General features: G+C 42.3%; 23 protein-coding genes. 10 read left to right on the top strand and 13 right to left on the bottom strand.

Going from position 1 to position 23,993, the window contains the following annotated elements:
* Positions 1-11 precede the first annotated feature (11 nt).
* Genes D469_RS0118550 through D469_RS0118535 form a run of 4 tightly spaced genes read right to left on the bottom strand, consistent with a single transcriptional unit; the run spans position 12 to position 3,888 of the window.
* Positions 12-890 carry a 3-hydroxyacyl-CoA dehydrogenase family protein gene (locus tag D469_RS0118550; protein WP_018924883.1) on the bottom strand — a complete coding sequence of 293 codons (879 nt, stop codon included), beginning with the start codon at positions 888-890 and terminating at the stop codon, positions 12-14.
* Positions 891-917: 27 nt separating this feature from the next.
* Entirely contained in the window at positions 918-1,658 is a 741-nt protein-coding gene (fabG, locus tag D469_RS0118545; RefSeq protein WP_018924882.1) for a 3-oxoacyl-ACP reductase FabG, read from the bottom strand.
* An 18-nt stretch (positions 1,659-1,676) separates the two neighbouring features.
* The gene (locus tag D469_RS0118540; RefSeq protein WP_018924881.1) at positions 1,677-2,861 is read right to left on the bottom strand and encodes a thiolase family protein; all 1,185 of its coding nucleotides are present in this window, start codon (positions 2,859-2,861) and stop codon (positions 1,677-1,679) included.
* Between the two features lie 28 nt (positions 2,862-2,889).
* Positions 2,890-3,888 (bottom strand): LacI family DNA-binding transcriptional regulator, encoded by a 999-nt coding sequence (locus tag D469_RS0118535; protein ID WP_018924880.1) that lies wholly within the window; start codon positions 3,886-3,888, stop codon positions 2,890-2,892.
* A gap of 521 nt (positions 3,889-4,409) precedes the next feature.
* Between D469_RS0118535 and D469_RS0118530 the strand changes: the two genes are divergently transcribed.
* Positions 4,410-5,273, top strand: coding sequence for a VOC family protein (locus tag D469_RS0118530; protein ID WP_018924879.1), 864 nt, complete (start codon positions 4,410-4,412; stop codon positions 5,271-5,273).
* A 323-nt stretch (positions 5,274-5,596) separates the two neighbouring features.
* Here the strand turns inward: D469_RS0118530 and larC are convergent, their stop codons facing one another.
* From larC to D469_RS0118500, 6 genes are all read right to left on the bottom strand, one after another.
* The gene (gene larC, locus D469_RS20790) at positions 5,597-6,349 is read right to left on the bottom strand and encodes a nickel pincer cofactor biosynthesis protein LarC (RefSeq protein ID WP_018924878.1); all 753 of its coding nucleotides are present in this window, start codon (positions 6,347-6,349) and stop codon (positions 5,597-5,599) included.
* On the bottom strand, positions 6,346-7,023 hold the full coding sequence (gene larB, locus D469_RS0118520) for a nickel pincer cofactor biosynthesis protein LarB (RefSeq protein WP_018924877.1): 678 nt from the start codon (positions 7,021-7,023) through the stop codon (positions 6,346-6,348). The genes larC and larB overlap by 4 nt, the downstream gene beginning before the upstream one ends.
* A gap of 13 nt (positions 7,024-7,036) precedes the next feature.
* Entirely contained in the window at positions 7,037-7,855 is an 819-nt protein-coding gene (larE, locus tag D469_RS0118515; protein ID WP_018924876.1) for an ATP-dependent sacrificial sulfur transferase LarE, read from the bottom strand.
* A 6-nt stretch (positions 7,856-7,861) separates the two neighbouring features.
* Positions 7,862-9,127, bottom strand: a complete 1,266-nt coding sequence (gene larA, locus D469_RS0118510; protein ID WP_018924875.1) for a nickel-dependent lactate racemase — start codon at positions 9,125-9,127, stop codon at positions 7,862-7,864.
* Positions 9,128-9,138: 11 nt separating this feature from the next.
* Positions 9,139-10,266 carry a 2-keto-3-deoxygluconate permease gene (locus D469_RS0118505; protein WP_018924874.1) on the bottom strand — a complete coding sequence of 376 codons (1,128 nt, stop codon included), beginning with the start codon at positions 10,264-10,266 and terminating at the stop codon, positions 9,139-9,141.
* Positions 10,267-10,329: 63 nt separating this feature from the next.
* Positions 10,330-11,487 (bottom strand): alpha-hydroxy-acid oxidizing protein, encoded by a 1,158-nt coding sequence (locus D469_RS0118500; RefSeq protein ID WP_018924873.1) that lies wholly within the window; start codon positions 11,485-11,487, stop codon positions 10,330-10,332.
* Positions 11,488-11,630: 143 nt separating this feature from the next.
* Here D469_RS0118500 and D469_RS0118495 point away from each other — a divergent pair, with 143 nt between their 5' ends.
* From D469_RS0118495 to D469_RS0118475, 5 genes are all read left to right on the top strand, one after another.
* Complete coding sequence (locus tag D469_RS0118495) at positions 11,631-13,373, top strand: sigma-54-dependent Fis family transcriptional regulator (RefSeq protein ID WP_018924872.1); 1,743 nt, start codon at positions 11,631-11,633, stop codon at positions 13,371-13,373.
* Positions 13,374-13,476: 103 nt separating this feature from the next.
* Positions 13,477-13,671, top strand: a complete 195-nt coding sequence (locus D469_RS0118490; protein ID WP_018924871.1) for a hypothetical protein — start codon at positions 13,477-13,479, stop codon at positions 13,669-13,671.
* Between the two features lie 225 nt (positions 13,672-13,896).
* The gene (locus D469_RS0118485) at positions 13,897-14,451 is read left to right on the top strand and encodes a GbsR/MarR family transcriptional regulator (RefSeq protein WP_018924870.1); all 555 of its coding nucleotides are present in this window, start codon (positions 13,897-13,899) and stop codon (positions 14,449-14,451) included.
* Complete coding sequence (locus D469_RS0118480; protein ID WP_018924869.1) at positions 14,448-15,116, top strand: cysteine hydrolase family protein; 669 nt, start codon at positions 14,448-14,450, stop codon at positions 15,114-15,116. Before D469_RS0118485 ends, D469_RS0118480 begins: the two co-directional genes overlap by 4 nt.
* 183 nt (positions 15,117-15,299) lie before the next feature.
* Complete coding sequence (locus D469_RS0118475; protein WP_018924868.1) at positions 15,300-16,235, top strand: glycine betaine ABC transporter substrate-binding protein; 936 nt, start codon at positions 15,300-15,302, stop codon at positions 16,233-16,235.
* 113 nt (positions 16,236-16,348) lie between these two features.
* Here the strand turns inward: D469_RS0118475 and D469_RS0118470 are convergent, their stop codons facing one another.
* Together D469_RS0118470 and D469_RS0118465 are read right to left on the bottom strand one after the other, a co-directional pair.
* Entirely contained in the window at positions 16,349-16,831 is a 483-nt protein-coding gene (locus tag D469_RS0118470) for a hypothetical protein (RefSeq protein WP_156817037.1), read from the bottom strand.
* Between the two features lie 583 nt (positions 16,832-17,414).
* Positions 17,415-17,858: a hypothetical protein gene (locus tag D469_RS0118465; protein WP_018924866.1), complete on the bottom strand. Its 444-nt coding sequence runs from the start codon at positions 17,856-17,858 to the stop codon at positions 17,415-17,417.
* A 398-nt stretch (positions 17,859-18,256) separates the two neighbouring features.
* On the opposite strand from D469_RS0118465, the gene D469_RS0118460 reads away from it, so the two are divergent.
* The 4 genes from D469_RS0118460 to D469_RS0118445 all read left to right on the top strand — a co-directional run bounded on the left by D469_RS0118460 (position 18,257) and on the right by D469_RS0118445 (position 23,400).
* Complete coding sequence (locus D469_RS0118460) at positions 18,257-19,234, top strand: 2-keto-3-deoxygluconate permease (RefSeq protein WP_018924865.1); 978 nt, start codon at positions 18,257-18,259, stop codon at positions 19,232-19,234.
* Between the two features lie 70 nt (positions 19,235-19,304).
* On the top strand, positions 19,305-20,594 hold the full coding sequence (locus D469_RS0118455; RefSeq protein ID WP_018924864.1) for a four-carbon acid sugar kinase family protein: 1,290 nt from the start codon (positions 19,305-19,307) through the stop codon (positions 20,592-20,594).
* Positions 20,591-21,586, top strand: a complete 996-nt coding sequence (pdxA, locus tag D469_RS0118450; RefSeq protein WP_018924863.1) for a 4-hydroxythreonine-4-phosphate dehydrogenase PdxA — start codon at positions 20,591-20,593, stop codon at positions 21,584-21,586. The genes D469_RS0118455 and pdxA overlap by 4 nt, the downstream gene beginning before the upstream one ends.
* Before the next feature lie 77 nt (positions 21,587-21,663).
* The gene (locus D469_RS0118445; RefSeq protein WP_018924862.1) at positions 21,664-23,400 is read left to right on the top strand and encodes a sigma-54-dependent Fis family transcriptional regulator; all 1,737 of its coding nucleotides are present in this window, start codon (positions 21,664-21,666) and stop codon (positions 23,398-23,400) included.
* 329 nt (positions 23,401-23,729) lie between these two features.
* Here the strand turns inward: D469_RS0118445 and D469_RS22405 are convergent.
* Positions 23,730-23,993, bottom strand: a 264-nt coding sequence (locus D469_RS22405) for a hypothetical protein (protein WP_018924861.1), incomplete at its 5' end; no start/stop codon positions are given.

The raw sequence follows: 23,993 nt of genomic DNA, 5'->3' as shown, positions 1-23,993 counted from the left end.
CTAAACTCATATTAAATAGCTGCCCCTTGCTGTTTATTGTTTTCGTCGTAATGATAGAAGCCTTTTCCAGTTTTCACTCCGTAATTGCCTGATTCAACGACCTTTGTTAATAATGGGCAAGGTCGGTATTTTGAATCTTTAAACCCTTCATACAACCCTTCCATGGTAGCTAATAACACATCTAAACCTACAAAATCGGCTAAAGTGATGGGTCCCATTTTATGGTTAGCCCCTAATTTCATAGCATTATCTACATCTCTTGGATCGGCGCCTTCCATCACACAATAAACAGCTTCGTTAACCATCGGAATAAGTAAGCGGTTAACTAAGAATCCAGGATAATCCTGACACTTTACAGGGTGTTTATTAATGCTCTGCGCAAATTCGTACATGGTGTCAACTGTGGACTGGCTGGTAATAATGGACGGTACCACTTCTACTAATGACATAACCGGCACGGGGTAGAAGTAGTGAAATCCTATCACCTGTTCCGGTCTGGAGGTACTTGAGCCAATAGCTGCAATTGATAAACCTGAAGTATTAGAAGCTAAAATTGCATCATCATCCGCATACTTGTCGAGTTCTGAAAAGACTTTCTTTTTAATAGACAATTCTTCAGGCACAGCCTCAATGACCAGCTTGACTCCCTCAACCTTTTCTATTTCTGTCTCTAAAGTTATTAAGTTATGTGCCTGCTCTGCCTGCCCTGCAGTAATGCGCTCCTTTTTCACTTTTCGGTCTAATTGCTTTTTGATAGAAGCTAGTGAGTTGGTGCCTACGTCTTCGTTAACCTCTATCATTTTTACTTTTTTTCCGGATTCAGCGGCGTTTTGAGCTATCCCAGAGCCCATTAAGCCGCCGCCGATTACTGCAATTTCTTCAATACTCATGGCTGCTATCCATCCTTTAAACCAAATTTATAAAACCATGCCGCCGCCTACATTAATCACTTCTCCGGTAATATATTCTGCCTGGTCCGATGATAAAAAGGCAATACAGTTAGCAACGTCCTCTGGTTTGCCGGCTCGACCCATTGAAATCTTTGAAACCATTAAATCCCATACATTCTCCGGCACAGCTCTTGTCATATCGGTTTCAATGAAACCTGGGCAAATGGCATTAACTGTTACATTTTTTTTCCCAAGTTCTCTAGAGGCTGTTTTTGTTAACCCGACTACTCCAGCTTTAGCAGCCGAGTAATTGGCTTGGCCTACATTTCCAAGCCAGCTTGCAGAAGAAATATTAATAATGCGACCTGCTTGCTGTTCTCGCATTTGTATACTTGCTGGTTGCATTACATTATAAACGCCTGTCAAATTAACATCTATGACTTGCTGCCATGCACTTTCTTCCATTTTGTGAAGCATACTGTCTTTGTTAATTCCTGCATTATTTACTACAATGTCTAACTTCCCATGTTTTTGGACAGTTTCCTCAACTAAACGTTTAGCTGAAGCCGATTCAGCTACATTAGCCACAAAAGGCTCCGCACTTTTTCCAGAATCGTTAATTTCCTGCGCGGTTGAACTGGTCCCTTCTTCATTTAAATCACTAACTACTACATGCGCGTTAAGCTCAGCTAGCTTTAAAGCAATTCCTTTCCCGAGTCCTCGTGCGGATCCTGTTACAATGGCTACTTTTCCATTTAAATCAATCATGAGTTGCAACCCCTTTGCTTATTGATTCATTTCAAACAATGTAGCGATTCCTTGACCTCCTCCAATACACATGGTGGAAATGCCTCGTTTCTCACCTCTGCGCTGGAGTTCATGTAATAGCTTCACCGTAATAATAGCTCCTGAAGCTCCAATTGGGTGTCCTAAAGCAATGGCCCCACCGTTTACGTTTACTTTGTCTTCACTAATACCTAGATCACGAATGACAGCTACGGATTGGGAAGCGAATGCCTCATTTAATTCCATAAGATTTATCTCATCTAATGAAAGTTTGGATTTTTCAATTAGCTTTTGAACAGCTGGTGCTGGGGCAAAGCCCATAATTTCCGGTTCCACTCCAGCTACTGCTTGTTCTTTTATGGTTGCTAATGGAGTAAGCCCTAATGAGTCCGCTTTCTCTTTAGACATAATAACTAAAGCTGCGGCTCCATTATTAACCCCTGAAGCGTTACCAGGTGTAACCGAGCCTTCTTTCTTAAACGCTGGCTTTAGTTTCCCTAATTTTTCGACAGTTGTGCCGCGACGAGGATGTTCATCCGTATCTACGACAGTCGTTACATTTCCTTTTTTATCCTTGATCTCAATGGGAACAATTTCATCTTTAAAGCGACCATTATCAATGGCATCAACAGCACGTTCTTGACTTTGAACAGCGAAACGGTCCTGATCCTCTCGTGAGACGTTATATCTTTCAGCTACATTTTCAGCCGTAACTCCCATATGATAATCCCCAAACGGATCAGTTAAAGCTGTTACAAGACCATCTTCTAATTGAGCGTGCCCCATGCGGTATCCGTATCTTCCTTTTCGCACGTAATAAGGTAATTGATCCATGTTCTCGGTTCCACCTGCTACTACTACTTCTGCATTCCCAGTTTGAATTTGCAAAACTGCACTGTTTATGGCTTGTAGCCCAGATCCACAAAGACGGTTAACTGTATAAGCAGTAGATTGCGTCGGCAAACCAGCTCTTAAAGCAGCCATTCGAGCAATAAATGCATTTTCAGCTACTTGCCCGACACACCCTAAAATAACTTCTTCCACCAGTTCTTTATCTAGATCTGCTCTTGATACAGCTTCTTCAATTGCTCTTGCCCCTAAGTCGGCTGCGTGATAATCCTTTAACTCTCCTCCCATAGTTCCTATTGCCGTTCTGGCAGCGCTTACAATTACAACCTCTTTCATAATATCACCCTTTTAAATAGAATTAAGATTATGCTAATGGGCCTGTGCTTTCCCTTATGACTAAAGAAGGCTCTAGATATTTTTTAACGTTATGCTCTTCATTGCTTTTATAGATAAGGTTTTCTAATAAACGATAACCTTCAGCTCCCATCTGATAAGGTTGAACATCAACTGTGCTTAAGGAAACCCTAAAATCCTGGGAAAAAGGAACATTGTCAGCCCCTATGATAGAAATGTCCTCAGGAATTCGGTATCCTGCGTCTAAAAATGCTCTAGCTACTCCAAAAGCTATAACATCACTGGCTGCAAAGACTGCAGTAGGAGTAGGGTTGGAACTCTCTATTAAGCTTGATGCTAGTTGATAAGCTTTTTTCGGGTCATAGGCTGTGTTTGTTATCTTCCATTCATCTCTAATTACCAGGCCACGGCTCTGCATCGCTTCTTGATAACCGATTTCTCTTTCAATACTGTTGTGGCGCTTCCCTCCAAAAAAAGCTATATCTTGATGATTCAATGAAATCAAATGTTCAGTAGCTATCCGTCCGACCCTAATGGAATCCACACAAACCAGGGGGCCTTTGTAATCCTTAGGTGCTCTGTTGATTAAAACTACAGGTATGCCTTCTTTCTGGATAAATTTAAGTATATTTGAGTTATGGTGATCCACTGTAGTTAAGATAATGCCATCAACTCGTTGGTCTGCCATAGATTCTAATAACGTTAATTCCTTTGACTCCAGATCACTAGTGGCAGCCAAGACCATATTATACCCTTTCTCATGAGCACTTTCTTCAATTCCTTGTACCATTAAAGGATAAAAGGGGTTGGTTAATTCAGTTACGGTAACCCCGATAAGATTTGTTTCTTTCCCTTTTAATCCTCTGGCATTTCGATTAGGCCTATAATCCAATTCAATAATAGCTTCATTAATTCTTTTTTTTAGTTCATCACTTACATACTTTGACTCATTTATAACAGCAGAGACGGTAGCAATGGAAACTCCTGCCCTTTTTGCCACTTCTTTCATACTACCCATGGGACCACCTCAGTTGATCGTTTTTGATTTTAATAATGTAACGGGTCACCATAGATATTACACCCCCTCCACCCTGGGGAAAAGGGGAAATGTAACAAAAAAGGGGAAGACAAACCAATTTCAACCTTTTAGTTAAACGTTTAGCTAAACGTTTAACTAAAATTATAAAAGCGCTTTCTTGTTTTGTAAAGACACAAACAACAATTTTCTAAATATTTTTTCACTTGTAATTTTTCCCTGTAGCTTAAATGGCGTCGTAGTAGGGCTTAAATGTTCACTCACCTACACATTTGTTTGCTCCACTATTTATAAGATAAATGGAAGAGTATTTGTTATTTTTCACTTGTACATGTTAGATGAGGCAATCATGGTAATTTGTTAGAAGGTTAGGTCTCCCTTTATCGGCACTTACGTTTGGGGGGAAGCAATTTATTTGTTCTACGCTATTAATCCTGTCATGATTACTATAATCAATAATTCCTACTAAACTTAAGAAATAGGGGAGGCTTTCGATGTCAAGATACCACCGCAAGCCAAACACTTATGTACGGGAAGTGACACTTAAAGTCGCTAACCTTGAACGTTCTCTTGGATTTTATAAGGACTTGCTCGGTCTGCATGTACATGAACAAACTGAATGGCACGCTACTTTAAGCGCTGATGCCGAAACACCGCTGCTTCAACTCGAGCAGCCGAACGATAGTAAGCCGAAACAAAAACATACTACCGGCCTATACCATTTTGCCCTGCTCTTGCCCTCTCGGACAGCGCTCGCTTCCTTATTTTCGAGATTAAATGAACAACATTATCCGTTGCATGGGGCGGCTGATCACGATATCAGCAATGCGCTTTACTTAGATGACCCTGACGGCAACGGTGTTGAACTTTATGTAGACACTGACCCTGACACCTGGGTGTGGCACGGGGGAAAAATTGATGTTACCTCATCTCCGCTCGATCTGCGAAGTCTTCTCAACGAGGCTGAAGATATATCCAGGAAAGGAATGCCTGCAAACACGATAATGGGCCATATTCACCTCCACGGAGCAGATATGAAAAGCATGAAGGAATTTTATAATCAAGGCATCGGGTTCGATATCGTTGTAGATAACTTAAACCAAATGACCTTTTTCTCTAGCGGCGGCTACCATCACCATGTTGGCGTGAATCTTTGGAATGGTGTTGGTGCCCCACCTCCTGCTGTAAACAGTGTTGGCATGAAAGAGTACACCCTTGTCTTCCCTAGTAAAAAAGATCGGCAGAAAGCTGGACAACGCCTGGAGGAACTGGGCTATGAAACAAATCTAGCAGGTGAATCATTCTATACGACTGACCCTTCTAGTAATGTTGTGCGAATGGTGGTAGCTAGTAATTAATTACTGCTTTCCTCTTATAACAAACATATTACTCTCTTGAATAAGAAAAGAAGCTATGCCAACAGGCAAGCTTCTTTTCTACTTCTTACGCCATTAAGATACGTTTTATAAATATAACAATATAATTTAAAAGCTATCGTAACCATCTTCACTGCTACTTACCTTTACCCATATGTATAAGTGTAAAAACGAGCGAAGAAGAACGTTTCAATTTCTACTTATTCACCTAAAAGTACGTACTTTAACCTTTAAGCACTTCTCACGTGTTTTTTGTTCTTTTTCGTTTATTTCATATGTTCTTATGACGGGTTTATTACTCCAACTTATAAAGTCCGTGCTTCCTCCATAATGACTGCACGCAGTACATTCGGGTGGTCGAATTCCTTCTGACCGGCGCCGTAACCAATCGCTTGAATGCGCCCAGCAGGCAAAACACCGACCTTTGTGGAGAGGGCTTGAATCAAACCTGCGCCAGTAGGTGTGGTCAATTCTCCTCTTACGTTCAATGGTTCGATTTCCACTCCTTTTAACAATTCAGCCGTTGCCGGAGCAGGTATAGGATAGAGGCCATGCTCAATCTTTATCTTTCCATAACCTGTGGGCACAGGGGACGAGTGAATACTGTCTATTTCTAGATTCTCAAGGGCTAAACAAACCCCGATTATATCAATAATAGAATCCATGGCTCCTACTTCATGAAAATGAACTTGATGCGGAGAAATACCGTGGATTTTCCCTTCAGCTTCCGCAATTCTTTCAAACACATTCATACTTCGCTCTCGCACTCGAGGTGGGAGAGCGCTTGTTTCAATCATTTTCAAAATATCAGCGGCATGTCTATGATGATGGTGATTCTTTTCATCACTAGCTTCATTGCCCTTATCGAAGCTCAGGTTCAACTGAGCAGACGAAACACCACACTTAATGGTTCTATCGATTTTCATTTCAAATGAGTCAATAGGGAGCTTCTTTAGTTCTTCCTGAATATATGTGCTGTTGGCTCCGGCGTCGATAAGGGCTGCTAATGTCATATCACCTGCAATACCTGATACACAATCTAAATAAAGAAGATTCATGTGTCTGCTCCCTCATTTGCTAGTTTTAAAATTAATGAAGCCTGGGAAGCCGCTCCAAATCCATTATCAATATTTACAACACTTACGCCGGATGCACAGGAAGTGAGCATGCTTAATAAAGGGGTAAGTCCTTGCAAGTGAGCTCCATAGCCGACAGATGTCGGTACAGCAATAACCGGTCGTTTTACAAGGCCGCCAATGACACTAGGAAGCGCCCCTTCCATCCCGGCTACTACGACGAGGACACTGGCAGTTTGTAACTGCTCCTTATGAGAAAGCAGGCGGTCTAATCCAGCTACGCCCACGTCTTGAATCGTTTCGGTGTCACACCCCATCCACTCTGCTGTTAATTGAACCTCTTCAGCCACAGGCAAGTCTGATGTCCCTGCACTGACAATAAGAAGCTTTCCGTTTAAACTTGTCTCTGTTTGACCTATTCTAAAAATATTCGAATCCGGGTGATAAACACCATGTGGAAAAGCCTCTATTAAGAACTCAGCTTTCTCAGCTGACACTCTCGTAGCTAATGCTTTCCCATGCTTCTCTAAGAGCTTGGCCATGATTTGCTTAATATGGTCGGCGGATTTTCCTTCACCGTAAATAATCTCCGGATATCCCGTTCGTTCCTCGCGGTCATAATCCACTTTGCAAAAACCTAAATCTTCATACTTCATTGGCCTTCATCCTTTATACACCCATAGATTGATTGTTTAATGCTAGATTCATGCTGCCGCTCTGATAACCTTTTAAGTCTAGCGTTACGTAAGAAAAGCCAATTTCTTTTAAGGCAGCATGAATCTGGTTATGCGCTTTTAAAAGAATAGCCATTTCCTCGGGCAGTACTTCGATTCGAGCTACATCGTCGTGAAGCCTCACTCTTACTTGTTTGACCCCTAGGTCACGAATGGTTTGTTCAGCTTGATCGACTTGTTTTAGTTTATCGATGGTGATTGTCTCTTCGTAGTTAATTCTTGAAGCTAAACAAGCATAGGACGGTTTATCCCAATTCGATAAGCCAGCCTCACGAGCCAGCTCACGAATTTCTCGTTTATAAAGATTCACCTCTTGCAGCGGCCCGCGCACTCCATGCTCTTTTGCAGCAATTACTCCTGGCCGATGTTCCCCCATATCGTCTGCTATCAAGCCAAATACGATATTTGTATACTCGCCTTCTTCAAGCAGCGGCTTTAAATTCTCAAACAAGTTATCTCTACATAAATAACAGCGGTCCTTCGTATTAGCTGCATAACCAGGAATCGAAAGTTCCGACGTTGAAATGATTTCATGCTGAACGTCGAGGGCAGCAGCAAGCTCTTTACACTCTTTGAGTTCACGATCTGGAAATGTTTCCGACTCAGCCGTCACAGCTAATACCTTCTCTTTTCCAAGCGTGCAGCGGGCAATGTGTAACAAAAAAGTACTGTCAATCCCTCCTGAAAAAGCAACAACCACGTTATCCATTTTGTTTAAGGTTGATTGTAAGGAAGCAAGCTTTTCATACGACATTATTTATTACTCCTCTCGTACATACGGAATCGTAAGGGGACCTTGTGGAAGTACAGCTACAGACATGTCTGTACCATAAGTGGATTGCAAGTTTTCAAGACTTTCCTCAATATTCTCACAAGGCGTTAACATTGCTTGCTTCACTTGTTCTTCTGATAGCTTTGAATGCACTTCAACATTGGCCCATACTTGAATGACTGCTTGTTTTTGTACTTGCCACTGGTCAAACATTTCAAATGAGGGGTCATTGATCATATCTAATAATTCTTGCGGACTGTTGGCCATTGTGAAAATTTCAGCAAAGTTCCCGTGATTGGGGATTCCATCTGAACACTCAGCCGCTACAATAATCTTCCCACCTTCTTTTACGATTTTTTGAGCTGCACTCATTCCCTTTACCGCTTGATACAAATTCTGGTCAAGTGGATAGCCAGAATTAGAAGTGATGACAACGTCAAACCGTTCCTCACAGGGAGCCATTGCATGTTCTTTAGCATAAGCGCAGCCTTTATCATGAGCTGCAAAGAGTTCGCCCGCAAACACTTCCGTAATCTCTTTCTCTCCATTTAATGTTACATTAAGGATAAAATGAGGCGGACACATGCGGTTGACTTCCCGGGTCATATCTTGCACTGGATTGTCTTTCATGTTCCCCCATGTTGCTTTTGGGTCGCCGATCATACGTGCGTTGTGAAAGGTCAATATTGTTTCAATGCCTGCAATGCCTGGCATATTGCCTTTTGGTCCTCCAGAAAAGCCTGCAAAGAAATGCGGTTCAATAAAACCGGTAGTAATGCGAAAATCGGCTTCAACATACTCTTTATTCAAATATACATCGCAACCGTATTCACTTTTTCCAACCATGGACAACTCACTTTTTTCATGGCAGTGATTGTTAATTACTCTGATGTTGTTGGCTGTCCACTTGCCGAGCATTTGTTCAAATTCTTCATGTGTTTGATCGCGGTGGGTTCCTGTACCGTTAATGATAACAAATTGCTCATGAGGAACATGGGACAACTCTTCAATAAGAGCCGGTACAAGAATGTGGTTCGGTGTAGGCCTTGTAATATCGCTTATTACAATCGCCACTTTATCCGTTTTCTTTACCATTTCTTTTAAAGGAGGGGTGCCAAGCGGCTGCCTCAATGCTTCAGCCACAGCTTGTTTTTGATCAACCTTTCCGTCAATATGCTGTGGTTCAATCACTTTACTATCGTCTGGAACATTAATGTCTAGGTTCTCTTTCCCATAAAGTAAGGAAACGTTCATACAATTCCCTCCTAATTGTTATCGTTTGCAGCTTTCTCTACTTCAGGCGGTTCTTCGACTTCCTCATCTTCTATAGTACCAATTATACCTCGTTTACGTTGATATCTATCAACTAATATTACAGCAATTGGACAAAGCATAGCCGTCACCAGGACAGATAAGGAGATTTGAGCTTGAGCTAAGTTTGCAATTTCTTGATAAGCGAGCGCTTCTGCTTCGCTCATTCCTCCCGCCGCAGCTGAGGTAGCAGCAGCTGCGGCAATGGCTGCCGGTGTACCTACTGCATTCCCCGCTGTAGAAGCTTCAGCCACTGGAGCGATGTAACTTCGTTCTTTAAATAATTTAAAGACTAGAATACCGCCTATCCCCGTAACAATTGTCGTTAATAGACCGAGTACAATTCCAGCCCCAACGACTTCCGGATTAAAGAATAGAGCAAAGTTCATGCCTGCACCAAGGGCAAAAGCGAAAAACGGGACAGGTAAGAACTCCCCTGGCTTAAGAAACCTACGGATGTCTTCATCTAAATTACCTAAAAGCATCCCAATACCAATTGGGAGTAATACAGCTAAAAATGTAGCAAATGGAAATGTAGCCCCGAGCAGTCCAAGCGACATCATAGTAAAGAAAGGTCCGTCATTTATGGACAACACAGCGACCCCTCCCACATCAGAACGATTCCCGTACTGACTTGTTAAAGCTGCATACATCCCGCCATTTCCATTGGTCATGGCCGCAATAATGGCTACAGTAGAAAGGCCAAGCACCCCTTCCATAGGGTCTAAAAAGTATCCAAATGAAATACCTACCACTAATCCTGATAAATACTTGGCAGTTGTAAGCAACAGTCCCTTTTTCAATGCTTTACCGCCCATTTTTAAATTCATCTGACTACCTGCACAAAATAAGAACAAAGCAATTAAAACGAGAGCACCATCTTTAAATAATTCTTGAGAAAAACCTCCAAGCATTAAAAATTCATATGTACCCTCTTCAGTTTCTGGAGCTCCAATAAACTGAAGGAATCGTACAATAAAAGGAATTTGCATTTGATCGATCGTGTTTAATAAAGCACCCAGCATCAGCGGAACAACCATGAGTCCCCCTGGTACTTTTTCAATCGTCTGTTTGATCTTCATACTATCACACTCCTAAACCTGGAAAGTAATCGCTTTCAAATAAAAGTATTATAAACCTTAAAATCAATTCGTTGTTTTTCTAATAAGAGCTGGGGTAATCTCACTTATTTGTTTCACGCCAGAAAGGGCCATCGTTAATTCAAAATCTCCCTTTAGATTACGCAGTATTTGTTTAACCCCTTCCCTTCCTCCTACTGCAAGCCCATAAAGATAAGGCCGTCCTACTAGTACTGCCTCAGCGCCTAAAGCTAAAGCTTTTAAGACATCGTCTCCCCTCCTAATTCCGCTATCCATCAGAACAGGGATTTGTCCTTGCACGACTTCCGCAATTTCAGGCAAGGCGTCAATTGCCGAAATTGCCCCATTCACTTGTCTTCCACCATGGTTTGAAACAATCACCCCATCCACGCCATAATGAATAGCTAGCTCTGCATCGTGTGGATGTAAAATCCCTTTTAAAATAATAGGAAGGCTAGTTTGTTCACGAACAAATTCAAGATCCCTCCAGGAAAGCTTCGTATTCCCAAATACTTTCCGGAATTCTTCTCCTGCAGCTTGAAGGTCGCTCCCTGGATCTACCGACATTCTTGACTTAAAAACAGGATCAGAAATGTAGTTTGCAATACCAATTCCTTCAAGAAAAGGAAGCCATCGATGGTTTAAGTCACGTTCGCGCCATCCAACCATTGGAGTGTCCAAAGTAACAACGATGGCAGAATAACCTGCCGCTTCTGCCCGCTTAAGTAAACTGGAAGTAATTTGTTCGTCCGTAGACCAATAGAGTTGAAACCACTTCAACGTATCTTCTCCGACTTCGGCCGCTATTTCTTCCAAAGAATAAGCAGATACAGTACTGCACACAAACGGCACCCCTAACTCTCCCGCTGCTTTCGCCGAGGCCAAATCGCCCCGTTCATGTAATATCTTCTGTACACCAACAGGAGCCATCATGATGGGAGATTCTAATTGAGTGCCAAGTATCGTGGTCGTGGTGTCCCTCTGCTCCACATCTCTAAACATTCGTGGTTGAATACGCCACCTTTTGAAAGCGTCTACATTTTCTCGCATAGTGTCTTCTGATCCAGCCCCCGCGGCTACATAATCATAATTAGGAGAACTCAGAACTTTTTTAGCCATCGCCTCCCATTCTTCAAATGAATATGGGAATTTACTCATCGATTGAGTTGCTTGATAATCTTCAAGTTGTGTTTTGAAATTCAAGGTATTTCCTCCTTCCATTTTTGTTGACAAAATTTTTGTACAATTTATAATCATTTTCACACACAGTTGTTTAAATAAACAATATGATTTATGTAATCGTTTAAAATTTAAACACTTCCCCTTTTAAGGAGTTGAGGTTACAAATGATAGCTATGAAAGTCGGGGTCTTAGCTCCATACACATCACTAAAAGAAATTATTGAATCAGAAGCTGAACAGTTTGAGGATTTACAGTTAGAGGTGGTGGTTGCGGAAGTATTGGATGCAGTAGAGCCGGCGGTCCAGTTTGAAAAACAAGGGTTTCATGTCCTGATTAGCCGCGGTGGTACAGCTGACACGATTCGTTCCTATGTTTCCATTCCCGTTGTGAACATAGACGTCTCCGGTTACGACATCTTAAGAAGCTTAATCCTAGTCAAAGATTTAAGCGAAACCACAAAACTTATTGGTTTTCCGAGTATTTGCCGGGGTGTATTAAGTGTTGCTTCATTTATTGATATTGAAATCCCTTATACCGAAGTAACAACCACTGAAGAAATTGGAGCAGAAGTAGAAAAAGCTTACCATGAGGGGATTTCCAACATTCTGGGCGATGCGGTAGCGATGAAATATGTAGGTAAATATGGGCTGAATGGAATGATGATTACCTCAGGCAGGGAATCAGTACATCAATCTTTGAAACGAGCTAAAGAATTAGCAGCGGCTATGCTTACAACAAAGCAAGAACTGAAAGCCTATCGAAACTTATTAACACATTCAGCAGAAGCCTCGCTCATTTTTACCAGCCAGGGGAACGTTCAATTTTATAACCAGGCTTTTCGTTCGTTGTTTCAAATCAATTGGCCCCTTCATCATGTTCAAGAGCTTAATTCACCCTTATGTGAATTGATTTCAACGGTTGTAGATCGTCCCTTTTTATGTGAGCAATTTAACATAAACGGAACAGAAGTCATCGTTGAAGGAGATATGGTAGAAGATGTTGGTCAAGGCGTTCGACACCTTATCCGTTTTAATAAAAAAGAGCGTTATTCTCTTGAAACAGATAGGTTCTCCGTTGAACCGCTAACAACGTTTCGCACCTCATTTGCTCAGCTTTCTGCTCCTTCTCCCTCTATGAAAAAAGCTTTGCAAAGTTGTCAACATTACGCTGTGAAAGAGAACTCCCCTCTTCTTATCCTCGGCAACCGGGGAACAGGAAAAAAGAGTATGGTAAGTGCCATGCATTATGAACGACACCGGCACCTACGTGACCAATGGACCATTCAAATCAAGCAACCCTTGGTGCCAGAAGAGATTCTTCAGCTTAAAGAATGGCTGAAGACCCCGTCTGCCACCTTTTATCTAACAGGCTGGGAAGTGTTAGAGCAAGAATCCCTAACTGAATTAAGAAAGGCAGCTTCAGGGACAGACGCCCTCGTTGTATTTGGCTCTGAACCAACTGAACACGCGCCACAAGTAATAGAGAGGCTCCCTGTTATTCACCTCCCTACACTAGAGGAACAGAAAGCCTACTTAGATCAATATGTTACAAAATTAATTTCTCGCTCAAATGCAAAGTACGGAAAGCAAGTGATCGGCATTGAAAAACCTCTACTTGATGAATGGAAAGATGAGCATTGGCCCAACAACTTGAAGGACCTGCAAGAACGAATAGAAAAAGGCGTGAGGCAAACACCAAATGAATATGTAAGTGAACAAGATATGGATACTCTAGACATCGATGGGCACTACCACATTGACCTTACAAACACGCTTACAAAAATTGAAGAAGATATCATTCGTAAAGTCATGAAAGAAGAGAGCTTTAACCAAACAAAAACCGCGAAACGTCTTGGCATCAACCGAGCCACTTTATGGAGAAAACTACGAAACATTGAGCAGTTCTAAAAAACCAAACGACCACGGACTGATGACTACGGGAAAGAACTAGAGCTGCACGCTTGCTGGTTATCAAAGTGGCATTCGCTCCTTTGATTCATCAATTGGAGGATTGGGTGGATGCCCTTTTGCCCCACTCGCCGTCGGGAATGTTTGTAGTGAAGACATGGTCCATATGTTTCACCAAATTGGGGAGCAAACGGGAATCAATTTGGAAAGGCTGATAAAAACAGCCAAACAGCTAGAAGAGTGGATGAATAAACCATTGGACGGTATGGTCATGAAGGCTGGGGACCACACATTCTAGTTCTGGCGGTGAAATGGTCACAGCAATTTAAAGCGTGTGTTTAATACGTAAAATAAATGCCCTCCTGCTGCAGTGCTCCTCTACCCAGCAGGAGTTTTTTCTTTCACACCAACCAAACCGGGCCCCCCTATTTGACATTCTTCTGCAAAATAGATACACTCAATTTGTTCAAAAAATATTATACAAATTATACGTATTATATATTTTGAGAAGGATGGTGGTTATTTGGACAACGGCCAAGAGCAAGTACAGCAGGCGCGGGATATTTCGATTAGCGCGATTGCTCAAACAATGGTCATTTACGGAGTGACGCCTTCGGTTGGAAGGATCTATGGCGTGCTTTACTTTGCAGAAGAACCGCTGTCGCTTGATGAGATCAAGGATGAAGTGGCAATGAGCAAGGGCAGTGTAAGCAACGGGATTCGCGAACTGCTAGATATTGAAATGGTCATTAAAGTTTGGAAAAAAGGTGATCGCAAAGATCATTTCATTGCTGAGAAAGACTTTTTCCGTAACTTCTTTAGTTTTTTCGTTAAAAATTTGCGGATGGAGCGGAATTTAATCGCGAAGGCCAATGAACAAGCGAAGCCGCTACTCCAGGAAGTACAGCAAGAAAGTGAAGATGAAAAAGCGCGAGAGTTAGCAGCAAAAGATTTAGAAGACCTGGAAAATACCCAAGTGTATCTGGAATGGTTAATGCGTTTTTCCAATGCAATGGAAAGCGGAGAAATCTTCGAGTATTTTCCGAAAGGCACAAAAGAAAAGAGGGATGAGGATTGAATAAGGAACATACTGCCTTAGTACTCATCGATATGCAGCAAGAAACGAACTATAATCTTCCCCAGTTAAAAGATATTCTCAAAAAAACGAGAGAACTGGCAACGGTTTGCCGTGAACAAGGCATTCCGGTCATTTATACCCGCCAAGTAAATCGGGCTGATGGAATTGGCTTATCTTCGATGGAGCCGATTACGAACGAAGGACGTCCCTTTTATTATGACGCTTCTTCTTCTTCCATTGATATTTTCCCGGAAATTGCTCCTCACGAGGAAGATGTAGTCGTTGATAAATATCGCTGGAGTGCTTTTTACGAAACTCCGCTTGATTTGTTTTTGCGCAATCAAGGGATTACTGATTTGATCATGGCAGGGTTTGTGACAGATGGTTGTTTAATGACATCAACGTATGATGCTTATTTCCGTGACTATACCATGCATATGGTTCACGATTTAACGGCAACAACTAGCGAAGGAGCTCATATGTCCGCTCATTTAACGATGGGGAGTTGGATTTATAACATGACCTACTACACAGCCATGGGGATGATGAAAAAATTAAATGGTGCAGACTACCAGAGTTTCAAGCCGGAACAACCTGATTCTCTGCCATTTACTCCAGAAACACTCCGAGAAACATTTGAAAATACGATTCTAAAACACACGTAATTCAATGTAGTGGAACGAAAAGCTCTGTTTTACCTTCGAATGGTAGTTATGACCCTTCCGCAGCTGCGACACTCACCCACCGTATATCGTTCACCCCCTTTTGCTGTGGAGATGAGGTTTTTTAGTTATCAATTTGAAGAATGAAGCGGATGTATTAATTTAAAAGGAGAATGATGTTTAACCATGAAACGTTTTTTACCAGTACTATTTGCTACGTCTTTAACAGCTACTCTTGCTGCTTGCGGCAACGGTGAAGATACAGCCGATGTGGATAATGAAAATGGGGAAGGCGAAGAAGAAACGACAGCAGACGACAATGGCGAATCGCTTGCAGAACAGCTGGATTACACCATTACAGGAATTGACGCAGGCGCCGGTATTATGGAAGGTGCAGAACAGGCAATTGAAGACTATGACTTGGAAGGCTACAACGTTCAATCTAGTTCCTCAAGTGCAATGGCTACTACGTTGGACCAAGCATTTGAAGATGAAGAGCCTATTGTCGTAACAGGCTGGACACCACACTGGAAGTTTGAACAATATGACATCAAATACTTGGACGACCCAGAACAATCCTTTGGTGAAGCGGAACGCATTCACACCATTGCAAGAGAAGGTCTGGAGGAAGATCATCCAGAAGCTTACGAAGTACTTGATAACTTCTACTGGGAGCCTGAAGAATTAGAAAGCATTATGGTTGAAATCTATGAAGAGGAAGAACCAGAAGAGGCGGCCGCTGCTTGGATCGAAGACAATGAAGACATCATAAATGAATGGACGGACGGCGTTGATGAAGTAGACGGCGAAGAGCTCGTTTTATCTTACGTGGCCTGGGATTCAGAGATCGCTTCTACGAATATGATCAGCCAAGTTCTTGAGAGCGTCGGCTATGACGTAGAATTAAACGCAGTCGAAGGTGCGGCTATGTGGGAAGCTGTAGCAAGTGATGCTGCAGATGCTACTGTTGCGGCTTGGCTTCCAGAGACAGATGGCCATTATTATGATGATTTAGAAGACGAGATTGATGACTTAGGACCGAACCTTGAAGATGCCCGCGTTGGCCTGGTCGTTCCAGAATACGTGGAAGCTGAATCCATTGCCGACCTGGCAGATGAATAATAAATAGTATGTTTTACTAAGTACTGAGGACAGTGGCACTCGTCCTCCATATCTAAGAAAGCCCTGTAGAAACATGATTTCTACAGGGCTTTTGCTCTACCTACATCCGCACGTTAAACCGCTTGTGGACAGGCGTTCTGTTTCAAACAAGGGTCTATATAATAGGAATACGAGATTGCTTCTTTTAGTTTTTGTTGTTTTTCTTCATCAGAACACTCATTAGAGATAAAATGGGTAATGCCCATATATCTCAAATAACGTAAAAACTCCGGTGCAGGCTTCTCAACTACTGCTATTTTTTTATACTGTTTAAAAGTTTTTTTGAAAGCTTTTGGCATTTGCAGCCATTCTGCACTCTTGCGCGCCGGAGCTATTAACACGCTCTTAGGTTGCATCATCTCTCGTTTTGGTTCCGCTCCATATATGTACACGTTCTCGCTATCCGTTTCCAACACGTCTACTCTTTTTTCAATTTCTGTGTTTTCTAAGATATCCCACTGAAGTACAATTACTGGCTGCATAGTTGTCTGTTGACTGTCCTTCTGTTTTTCTAAAGTCAAACTAGCCATTTTCTTCACTCCTATATTTTTAAACAACGAAGCTCTCTTATAATAGAAGAGGGATCGCATAGTAAAATAATACCATTATTCTAGCATAAAATAAACACATACGAGGAATAAATTTGAACTCACCTCACCTTCTTTTTTCCCGCTACTACCAAACATCAGCTATTATTGATATTAGAATTTTTCGTAAAAGGAATTAAGACTTATAATTTACTAGCTTAACGTTCAAGATAGGTCCATCCTCTGTTTATCAACCAGTTACAATATACATTGTCATATCCCTTTCATTAGGGAGGGAGGTGCTCTAGCGCTGCGAATGTCCCCCTACAGAGAAGCGTTGGGATTCCGCCAGAAAATGACCTCATTTCAATTCCTAAAGAAAACTTTGCAAAGCCAAGCCTACGGCGCAGGCTGAGCCTTCATTGTACGTATATCGTTTCCTTCAACTATTTATACATTCTTACGGTGCAAAAAAGATTCCTGTAGAGTATAAAGCCCTCTACAGGAATCTTTCCCGTTCCCCTATTAATAAAAAAATCCCCCAGCTTAAGGCAGGGCTTTTCGCTTTCTTTATGTTTCAATACCGTGCTGCATTAGGCCCATGCTAATTAAATCACACCATTTCAAGAATTTCATGCTGTAAACATTCATCTACATAAGAAGAATATTGGAACGATTTCTGTATTTTGTCCCACATTTCATCATAAGAGTTGTGGCTTGAAATGAAATGAGTCACATTCATGTGGACAAGGTAACACATTAATTTAGGAGCTGCTTCATCAACTACAGCCACTTTCGTGTAATTAGAAAAGTACCTTTTAAATGCTTCGGGTCGCTGAAGCCATTCCGCGCTTTTCCGCGGTGTCCCGATCAGCATGCCTTGAGGCCTCCACATTTCTCTTTTTGGTTCTTTACCATAGGTGTACACGTTCAATTCGGTTGGTTCTGGTTGCACCAATCGCTCTTTGAAATCTGGTGTCTCCCATTGAAGCACAATGGATGGCTGCGCTGCCAAACATCTACTCTGTTTCATTTCGCCTGTAGTCAGGTTAGCCATTTTCGTACTCCTTACCTTTCTTTACATAATCAAATGCATTTAATAGAAGTAATAAAAACCCACGATTAAAAACAGGTTATTTATACTAATAACAATAGTAGCAATAATTCAACATAAAATAAATGTTTTTTATATATTTAATTGAACTTTTTTACAGACACGCTCTAATCATTCTTTACCGTATGTGCCCCCGGCATGTCCGCAGCTTCTCCCCGATCACTTTTGGTATAAATAGGGATTTAACGTATATGCTTACAATGAAACCGTTTTATTTTGCAACGGTTTTCGTTTTTTCGGCAAAAGGTGTTGCGTAAAAGCGCTTTCTGTTTTATATTTCAACTTGTAAGCGGTTTTATTATATTTGTTGCAAATTGCAATTATTAAAGGGAGGTTGTATAATGCGCATTAAAGCAAACATTGAAAAGATTCCTGGGGGATTGATGGTCGTTCCCTTATTGCTCGGAGCCGTGATTAATACATTCGCTCCAGGAATGCTGCGCATTGGTGGATTCACACAAGAACTTTTTGTAGACGGAGCATTAGTATTAATAGCTCTTTTCTTATTATGTGCAGGGGCACAAATTAACGTAAAAAATGTGGGTGTGACCATTGGAAAAGGGGTCACCCTCTTAACGGTAAAATGGCTGGTCGGGGCAACTATTGGTTTAATTGCCTATATGTTTGCCGGCCCTGAAGGATTATTCCTAGGGCTAGCTCCAATTGCGATTATTGCTGCGATGACAAACAGTAACGGTGGGCTTTATGTAGCTTTAGTAGGTCAGTACGGTAAAGAAGATGACCGGGCAGCATACTCCATCTTAGCTCTAAATGATGGCCCATTTTTAACTATGGTCGCTTTATCAATATTTGGAGCAATGGGCTTTGTTGAAGGATTGTTCTCATTTACTGACTTTATCGCTGTCTTGCTTCCGATCGTCATTGGTGCTGTTTTAGGTAACTTAGATGAAGAAATACGAGAATTTTTAAGTACAGGAAGTAACATGTTGATTCCATTCTTCGCGTTTGCGCTCGGGATGGGAATCGACTTTGCTGATATCTTGGCTGGCGGACTAGGCGGAGTCGTGTTAGGCCTTATGACAGTATTTATTACAGGAACTGCTGGTTACTGGGCGTTCAAGTTATTTAACTGGAACCCGATTGTAGGGGCATCTGAAGGTTCTACAGCAGGAAACGCCGTGGCTACGCCTGCTGCGATTGCTTCAGCCAATGCTGCGTTTGCAAGCATTGAGTCTATCGCCACTGTCCAAGTAGCAGCCAGTGTGGTGACAACCGCCATCTTACTGCCAATTTATATTGGTTTCCTCGTTAAACGGGCAGAGAAAAAAGGCAAAATGCAAGAGTATATGCAAAAATAATACAGTAAAGAAGGGGCCAATCACTACCTTAGTGAGAAGCCTCTTCCTTTCCATTGTGAGGTGACCATCCATGGATATTTGCATCATCGCTGATGACTTAACAGGAGCCAATGATTCTGGCGTCCAGTGTACACAATATGGATACCGACCTTCTGTGGCTTTGAATACAACAAACATGGAAGAATTTATTGACCGGGAAGCGTTAGTCATTGATACCGATTCAAGAGGCGTTCCAGTAGAAGAGGCATACACCATCGTCAAAGAAGCCGTTGCTCCTTTCGTACAAAATAAGCCAAAGCTGCTATATAAAAAAATTGACTCAACGATGCGAGGAAATATTGGACGAGAACTCGATGCACTTTACGATGCCTTCTCCCCTGATTTTATTATCGCCACCCCAGCTTATCCGGCCAACGGCAGAACGGTTATTAACGGGGCTTTATATGTGAATGACGTGCTTTTGACCGAGACTGGAATCGCTACGCAGCCGGACCAAGCTTTTGAATCAGCGCAAATTACAGATCTTTTGCAAACAACCAGTGATAAACAAACGTATCACTTAAAGAAGGAAGAGCTAACAAGCGCCACACTTCCTGCGCTCTTAACTCAGCTTAAAGAAGAAGGAATCGTCTATTTATCTTTTGACAGCGAAAGTGAACTAGAGTTAGAACAACAAGTAAAACTGTTTTCCTCGCTGGATTTTCAATTGATCTGGGCCGGGTCTGCTGGAGCGGCTCAATATTTGCCGCCAGCTTACGGACTGAAAGGAACGTTTCACGGTTCGACGGCAGAGACGAAATCATTCACCTGCAATTCTGCTTTATTTGTAGTGGGAAGCCGCAGTGAAGTGACTCAACAACAAAAAGCGTTTGTTGCAGAGTCTATCCAAACGTTCACCATCAATCCAACCCTTTTTCTAGAAGATGAATGGAAAACACACCCTTCCATTCAAGAGGTGTTACAAAAGATCTCAGCCAATGAAGCTCCTTTCCTGCTTCTTTCCCCTGAAACGGATGAAGGAGCGATCGAACGGGTAAAAGAAAAAGCAGCGGCTAACAACCTGACGATGGCTGAAACAACTAAACAGATAGCAAGTGGTATGGGTGATTTAGTGCGTGCTATTTTTGAAATAGAACCTTATGAATCCATGCTTATGACAGGCGGCGACATTGCAAAAGCTGTCTGCGCCTCATTAGAGAGCACCGAATTTGAACTCATTCGAGAGTTTGAAACAGGCATACCAATAGGAAAGCTGCACGGCACTTACAATCCGGTAGCCATTACAAAAGCCGGTGCATTTGGTAGTGAAGAAACGTTTTCCCAAGCATTGCATGAATTGAAAGGAGAGGTCCAAACATGACAAAACCAGTTATCGGTATCACGATGGGAGATGCAGCAGGTGTAGGCCCTGAAATTATCGCGAAAGCACTAGCAGATGAAGCACTCTATGACACCTGCAACCCGGTCGTTATTGGGGATGTTGAACGTCTAAATGAAGTAGTAGAGATTATAAAAACCGACCAGCAAGTAAAAGCGATTGAATATCCACGTGACATACAGGCCGATCCATCTACGATTCACTGTCTGCAAGTAGGGAGCTTAGAAAGTGGACTTCCTTTTGGAGAATTATCCTATGAAGCAGGCAAGCATGCCTTTCTGTATCTTGAAAAAGCCGTACACTTAGCAATGGATAAAGAAATTGATGCCATTTGTACAGCGCCTTTAAATAAAGAAGCTCTGCAAGGAGCGGGCTACAACTACCCAGGACATACCGAGATTTTAGCTGACCTTACGGGCACGAGCGATTATTCGATGATGCTTTCTGCCCCGAATTTGAAAGTGATTCACTTAACCACTCATGTGGGCTTAAAAGATGCCATTGAAGCGATTACGCCCGAACGCACGTATAACGTCATTCGCCTGGCGTACGATACGTTATCCAAGGCTGGCTTTACCAATCCTAAAATTGCCGTTTGCGGCATCAACCCCCATGCTGGTGAAAATGGATTATTCGGCTACGGGGAAGAAGAAGCTCAACTCATACCTGGTATTAACAAAGCTCAAGATGAAGGGATTCAAGCAGAAGGCCCTTACCCCGCTGATACGCTATTTTTCAGAGCTGCCAGAGGAGACTTTGACACGGTGGTGGCTTGTTACCATGACCAAGGCCATGCACCAGTTAAGGTTCTAGGTTTAGAAGCTGGAGTTAATATAACAGTCGGACTTAAACATGGTGTCATCCGAACCTCCGTAGACCACGGAACAGCGTTTGATATTGCCGGCAAAAACATTGCTGATGAACGCAGCCTGAAAGAAGCAATCTCTGCAGCCATTGAACTTTCTCCTAAGTAAATAGATTGTTCCAATTCCTTGTTGTTTTCATGTAAAATATGAATGGCACACAACAATAGAGGAGCAGGAAAAAGACAATGAAAATTGGCATCATAGCACCCTATCAAGGGTTAAAAGAAGTAGCTGAAAAGGTTAGCAGCTCACATCGTGATATAACGATCGCCATTCAAATTGCAGACTTGGAAGAAGCCATCGAACCAGCCAGGCAATTAGAGGCAGATGGCTTCCAGGTGTTGATTAGCCGAGGTGGAACAGCACGCATTTTACGCGAGCACAGTTCTTTGCCTGTTGTAGAAATAGACGTTTCTGGTTATGACATCCTCAGAACCTTGCTTCTTATTAAAGACGCAAAGGACCCGATTGAATTGATCGGTTTCCCGAATGTTTGCCATGGAATTAATCAAGTGGCCCATTTGCTTGATACGACCATTTCGTACCAAACCATTCACAGCCAGCTAGAAGTAGACACAGCTGTCAAAGACGCGATTAACCGCGGCATTCAGATCGTCGTAGGAGATACCGTGACAATTACAACCGCTAAACGATTTGGCGTCGAAGGAATTATGATCAGCTCAGGCCCCGAGTCGGTGGAACAAGCTTTATTCCAAGCAAAAGAAATCGGCCAAGTTATACTACAGCAACACTCCATTAACTCCGGCTATCAGCGACTATTTAACACTCTTCCAGAAGCGATTGTGCTTTTAACTGAGAAAGGAAACGTCACCTTTTCCAATCAAGCGTTCCAAAACCTCTTTCATATGAAAGCTGGTCAGCACTTGCTTTCTGAACACATCCCGGAACTTTACCAATTTCACCGCGAACTGCTTAACTATTCTTTTCTTCAGCATACGATCAACTACCAAGGCCGTATCTTCATTGTAGAAGGTGAGACATTACATCAGGGTAAAGAAAAATTGTACTTCTTGAAATTCAGCGATGAAACCCGCTATGCCATCGACCAGAAAGGACTCTCTCTTCATCCTCTTCGGTCAGATATCGTCTCGTTTGGCCAAATTTCAGCAGCAAACGAGCACGTGCATAAGACCTTGGAGACGGCAAAAAGGGATGCTAACTCTGTGCCATTGTTTTTCATTCAAGGCGAAAACGGGACAGGCAAACGTTCACTGGCGATGGCTATACACCATTACCGCACTAATCATACAGAAAATCAGTGGCTCGTATCCTTGAACTACGAATTTGACGAAGCAGCATTAGAACGTTTAAACACCATCTTCGCTACAACCGCTGGGACGTTTTATATAAAAGGCTGGGAACGTATAGGGAAGAAACAGCTAACCAGCTTGCTTGATACTGCTTCCACCTCGCCGGCCACATGTTTATTTGCAACCGTTCAGGAGCAACTGCCTGAGACGGTAAACCCATTTTTAAATCAGGCCACGCTACTAACTCTCCCGCCATTACGAGAGCGGTTGGATCATTTGCAAGAATACATTCGCACCTTTATTGCACGGTCAAACAACAAGCACGGTAAACAAATAGTAGGTGTCAAAGAAGGACTTTTAACCGAATGGAAAACAGCGACTTGGCCTGGCAATTTAGAAGAACTTCAGCACACCATTGAGCAAGGTGTCCAAGCATCAGACGGCCCCTTCCTGGGAAAAGAAGATGTAGAGCCTGTACAAGAAACAGGCAATGCCCTCGAACACCACCTAGATCTTACGCAGCCGTTAGAACAGATTGAAAAACAAATCATTGAGTACATTCTCGAACAAGAAAATATGAACCAAACTCAAGCAGCCAAACGCCTCGGTATCAACCGCTCCACGCTATGGCGGAAATTAAAAGAGGATTAACCTGCATTGTGGCAACAGAAGAATAGATCGATTAAATGCAGGAGGCCCCTCTATTTGTACACATTCATTAGCCTGGGCTCGGCGGTACGGACATTCACCCCGCTATTTTGTGAAAAAAGGCTAATGCGGACAAAGTAGCGGAAGTATGTTCCGTTGCATGTAGCCAAACCCTGGTAAAAATGGTGTTTTGGGAGGTTTAACAGAACAAGATATCCATTATATTTTAAAAAAGTGGAATTTTAGTCGAATAACGGAATCAGTGTCCGTAAAGAAGTTAAACCCCTTGGAGAGTAGATTCTCCAAGGGGTTACAAGTTGAGGATCAACTATTTATTCTTCTTCATCTTCACCATTTTCTGCTTCAACCTCAGCTTCGGTTTCTAACTCTGCATTAATTTCAGCTACTTCGGCATCCACGTTAATTACTTGCCCAGTGTCAGCTTCTACAGTAGTTTCAAAGTTAGTTTCTTCTGTTGCATCTTCGTCTTCCTCTACTGCGTCTTCATCTTCTTCTACCGCATCTTCGTCTTCTTCTACTGCGTCTTCGTCTTCCTCTACTGCATCTTCATCTTCTTCTACCGCATCTTCGTCTTC

This window comes from Salsuginibacillus kocurii DSM 18087, assembly GCF_000377705.1.
GTDB classification, from domain to species: Bacteria; Bacillota; Bacilli; order Bacillales; family Marinococcaceae; genus Salsuginibacillus; species Salsuginibacillus kocurii.
Note: the sequence above shows the minus strand (reverse complement) of the source record. Positions and strands in the feature narration are given on the sequence as shown.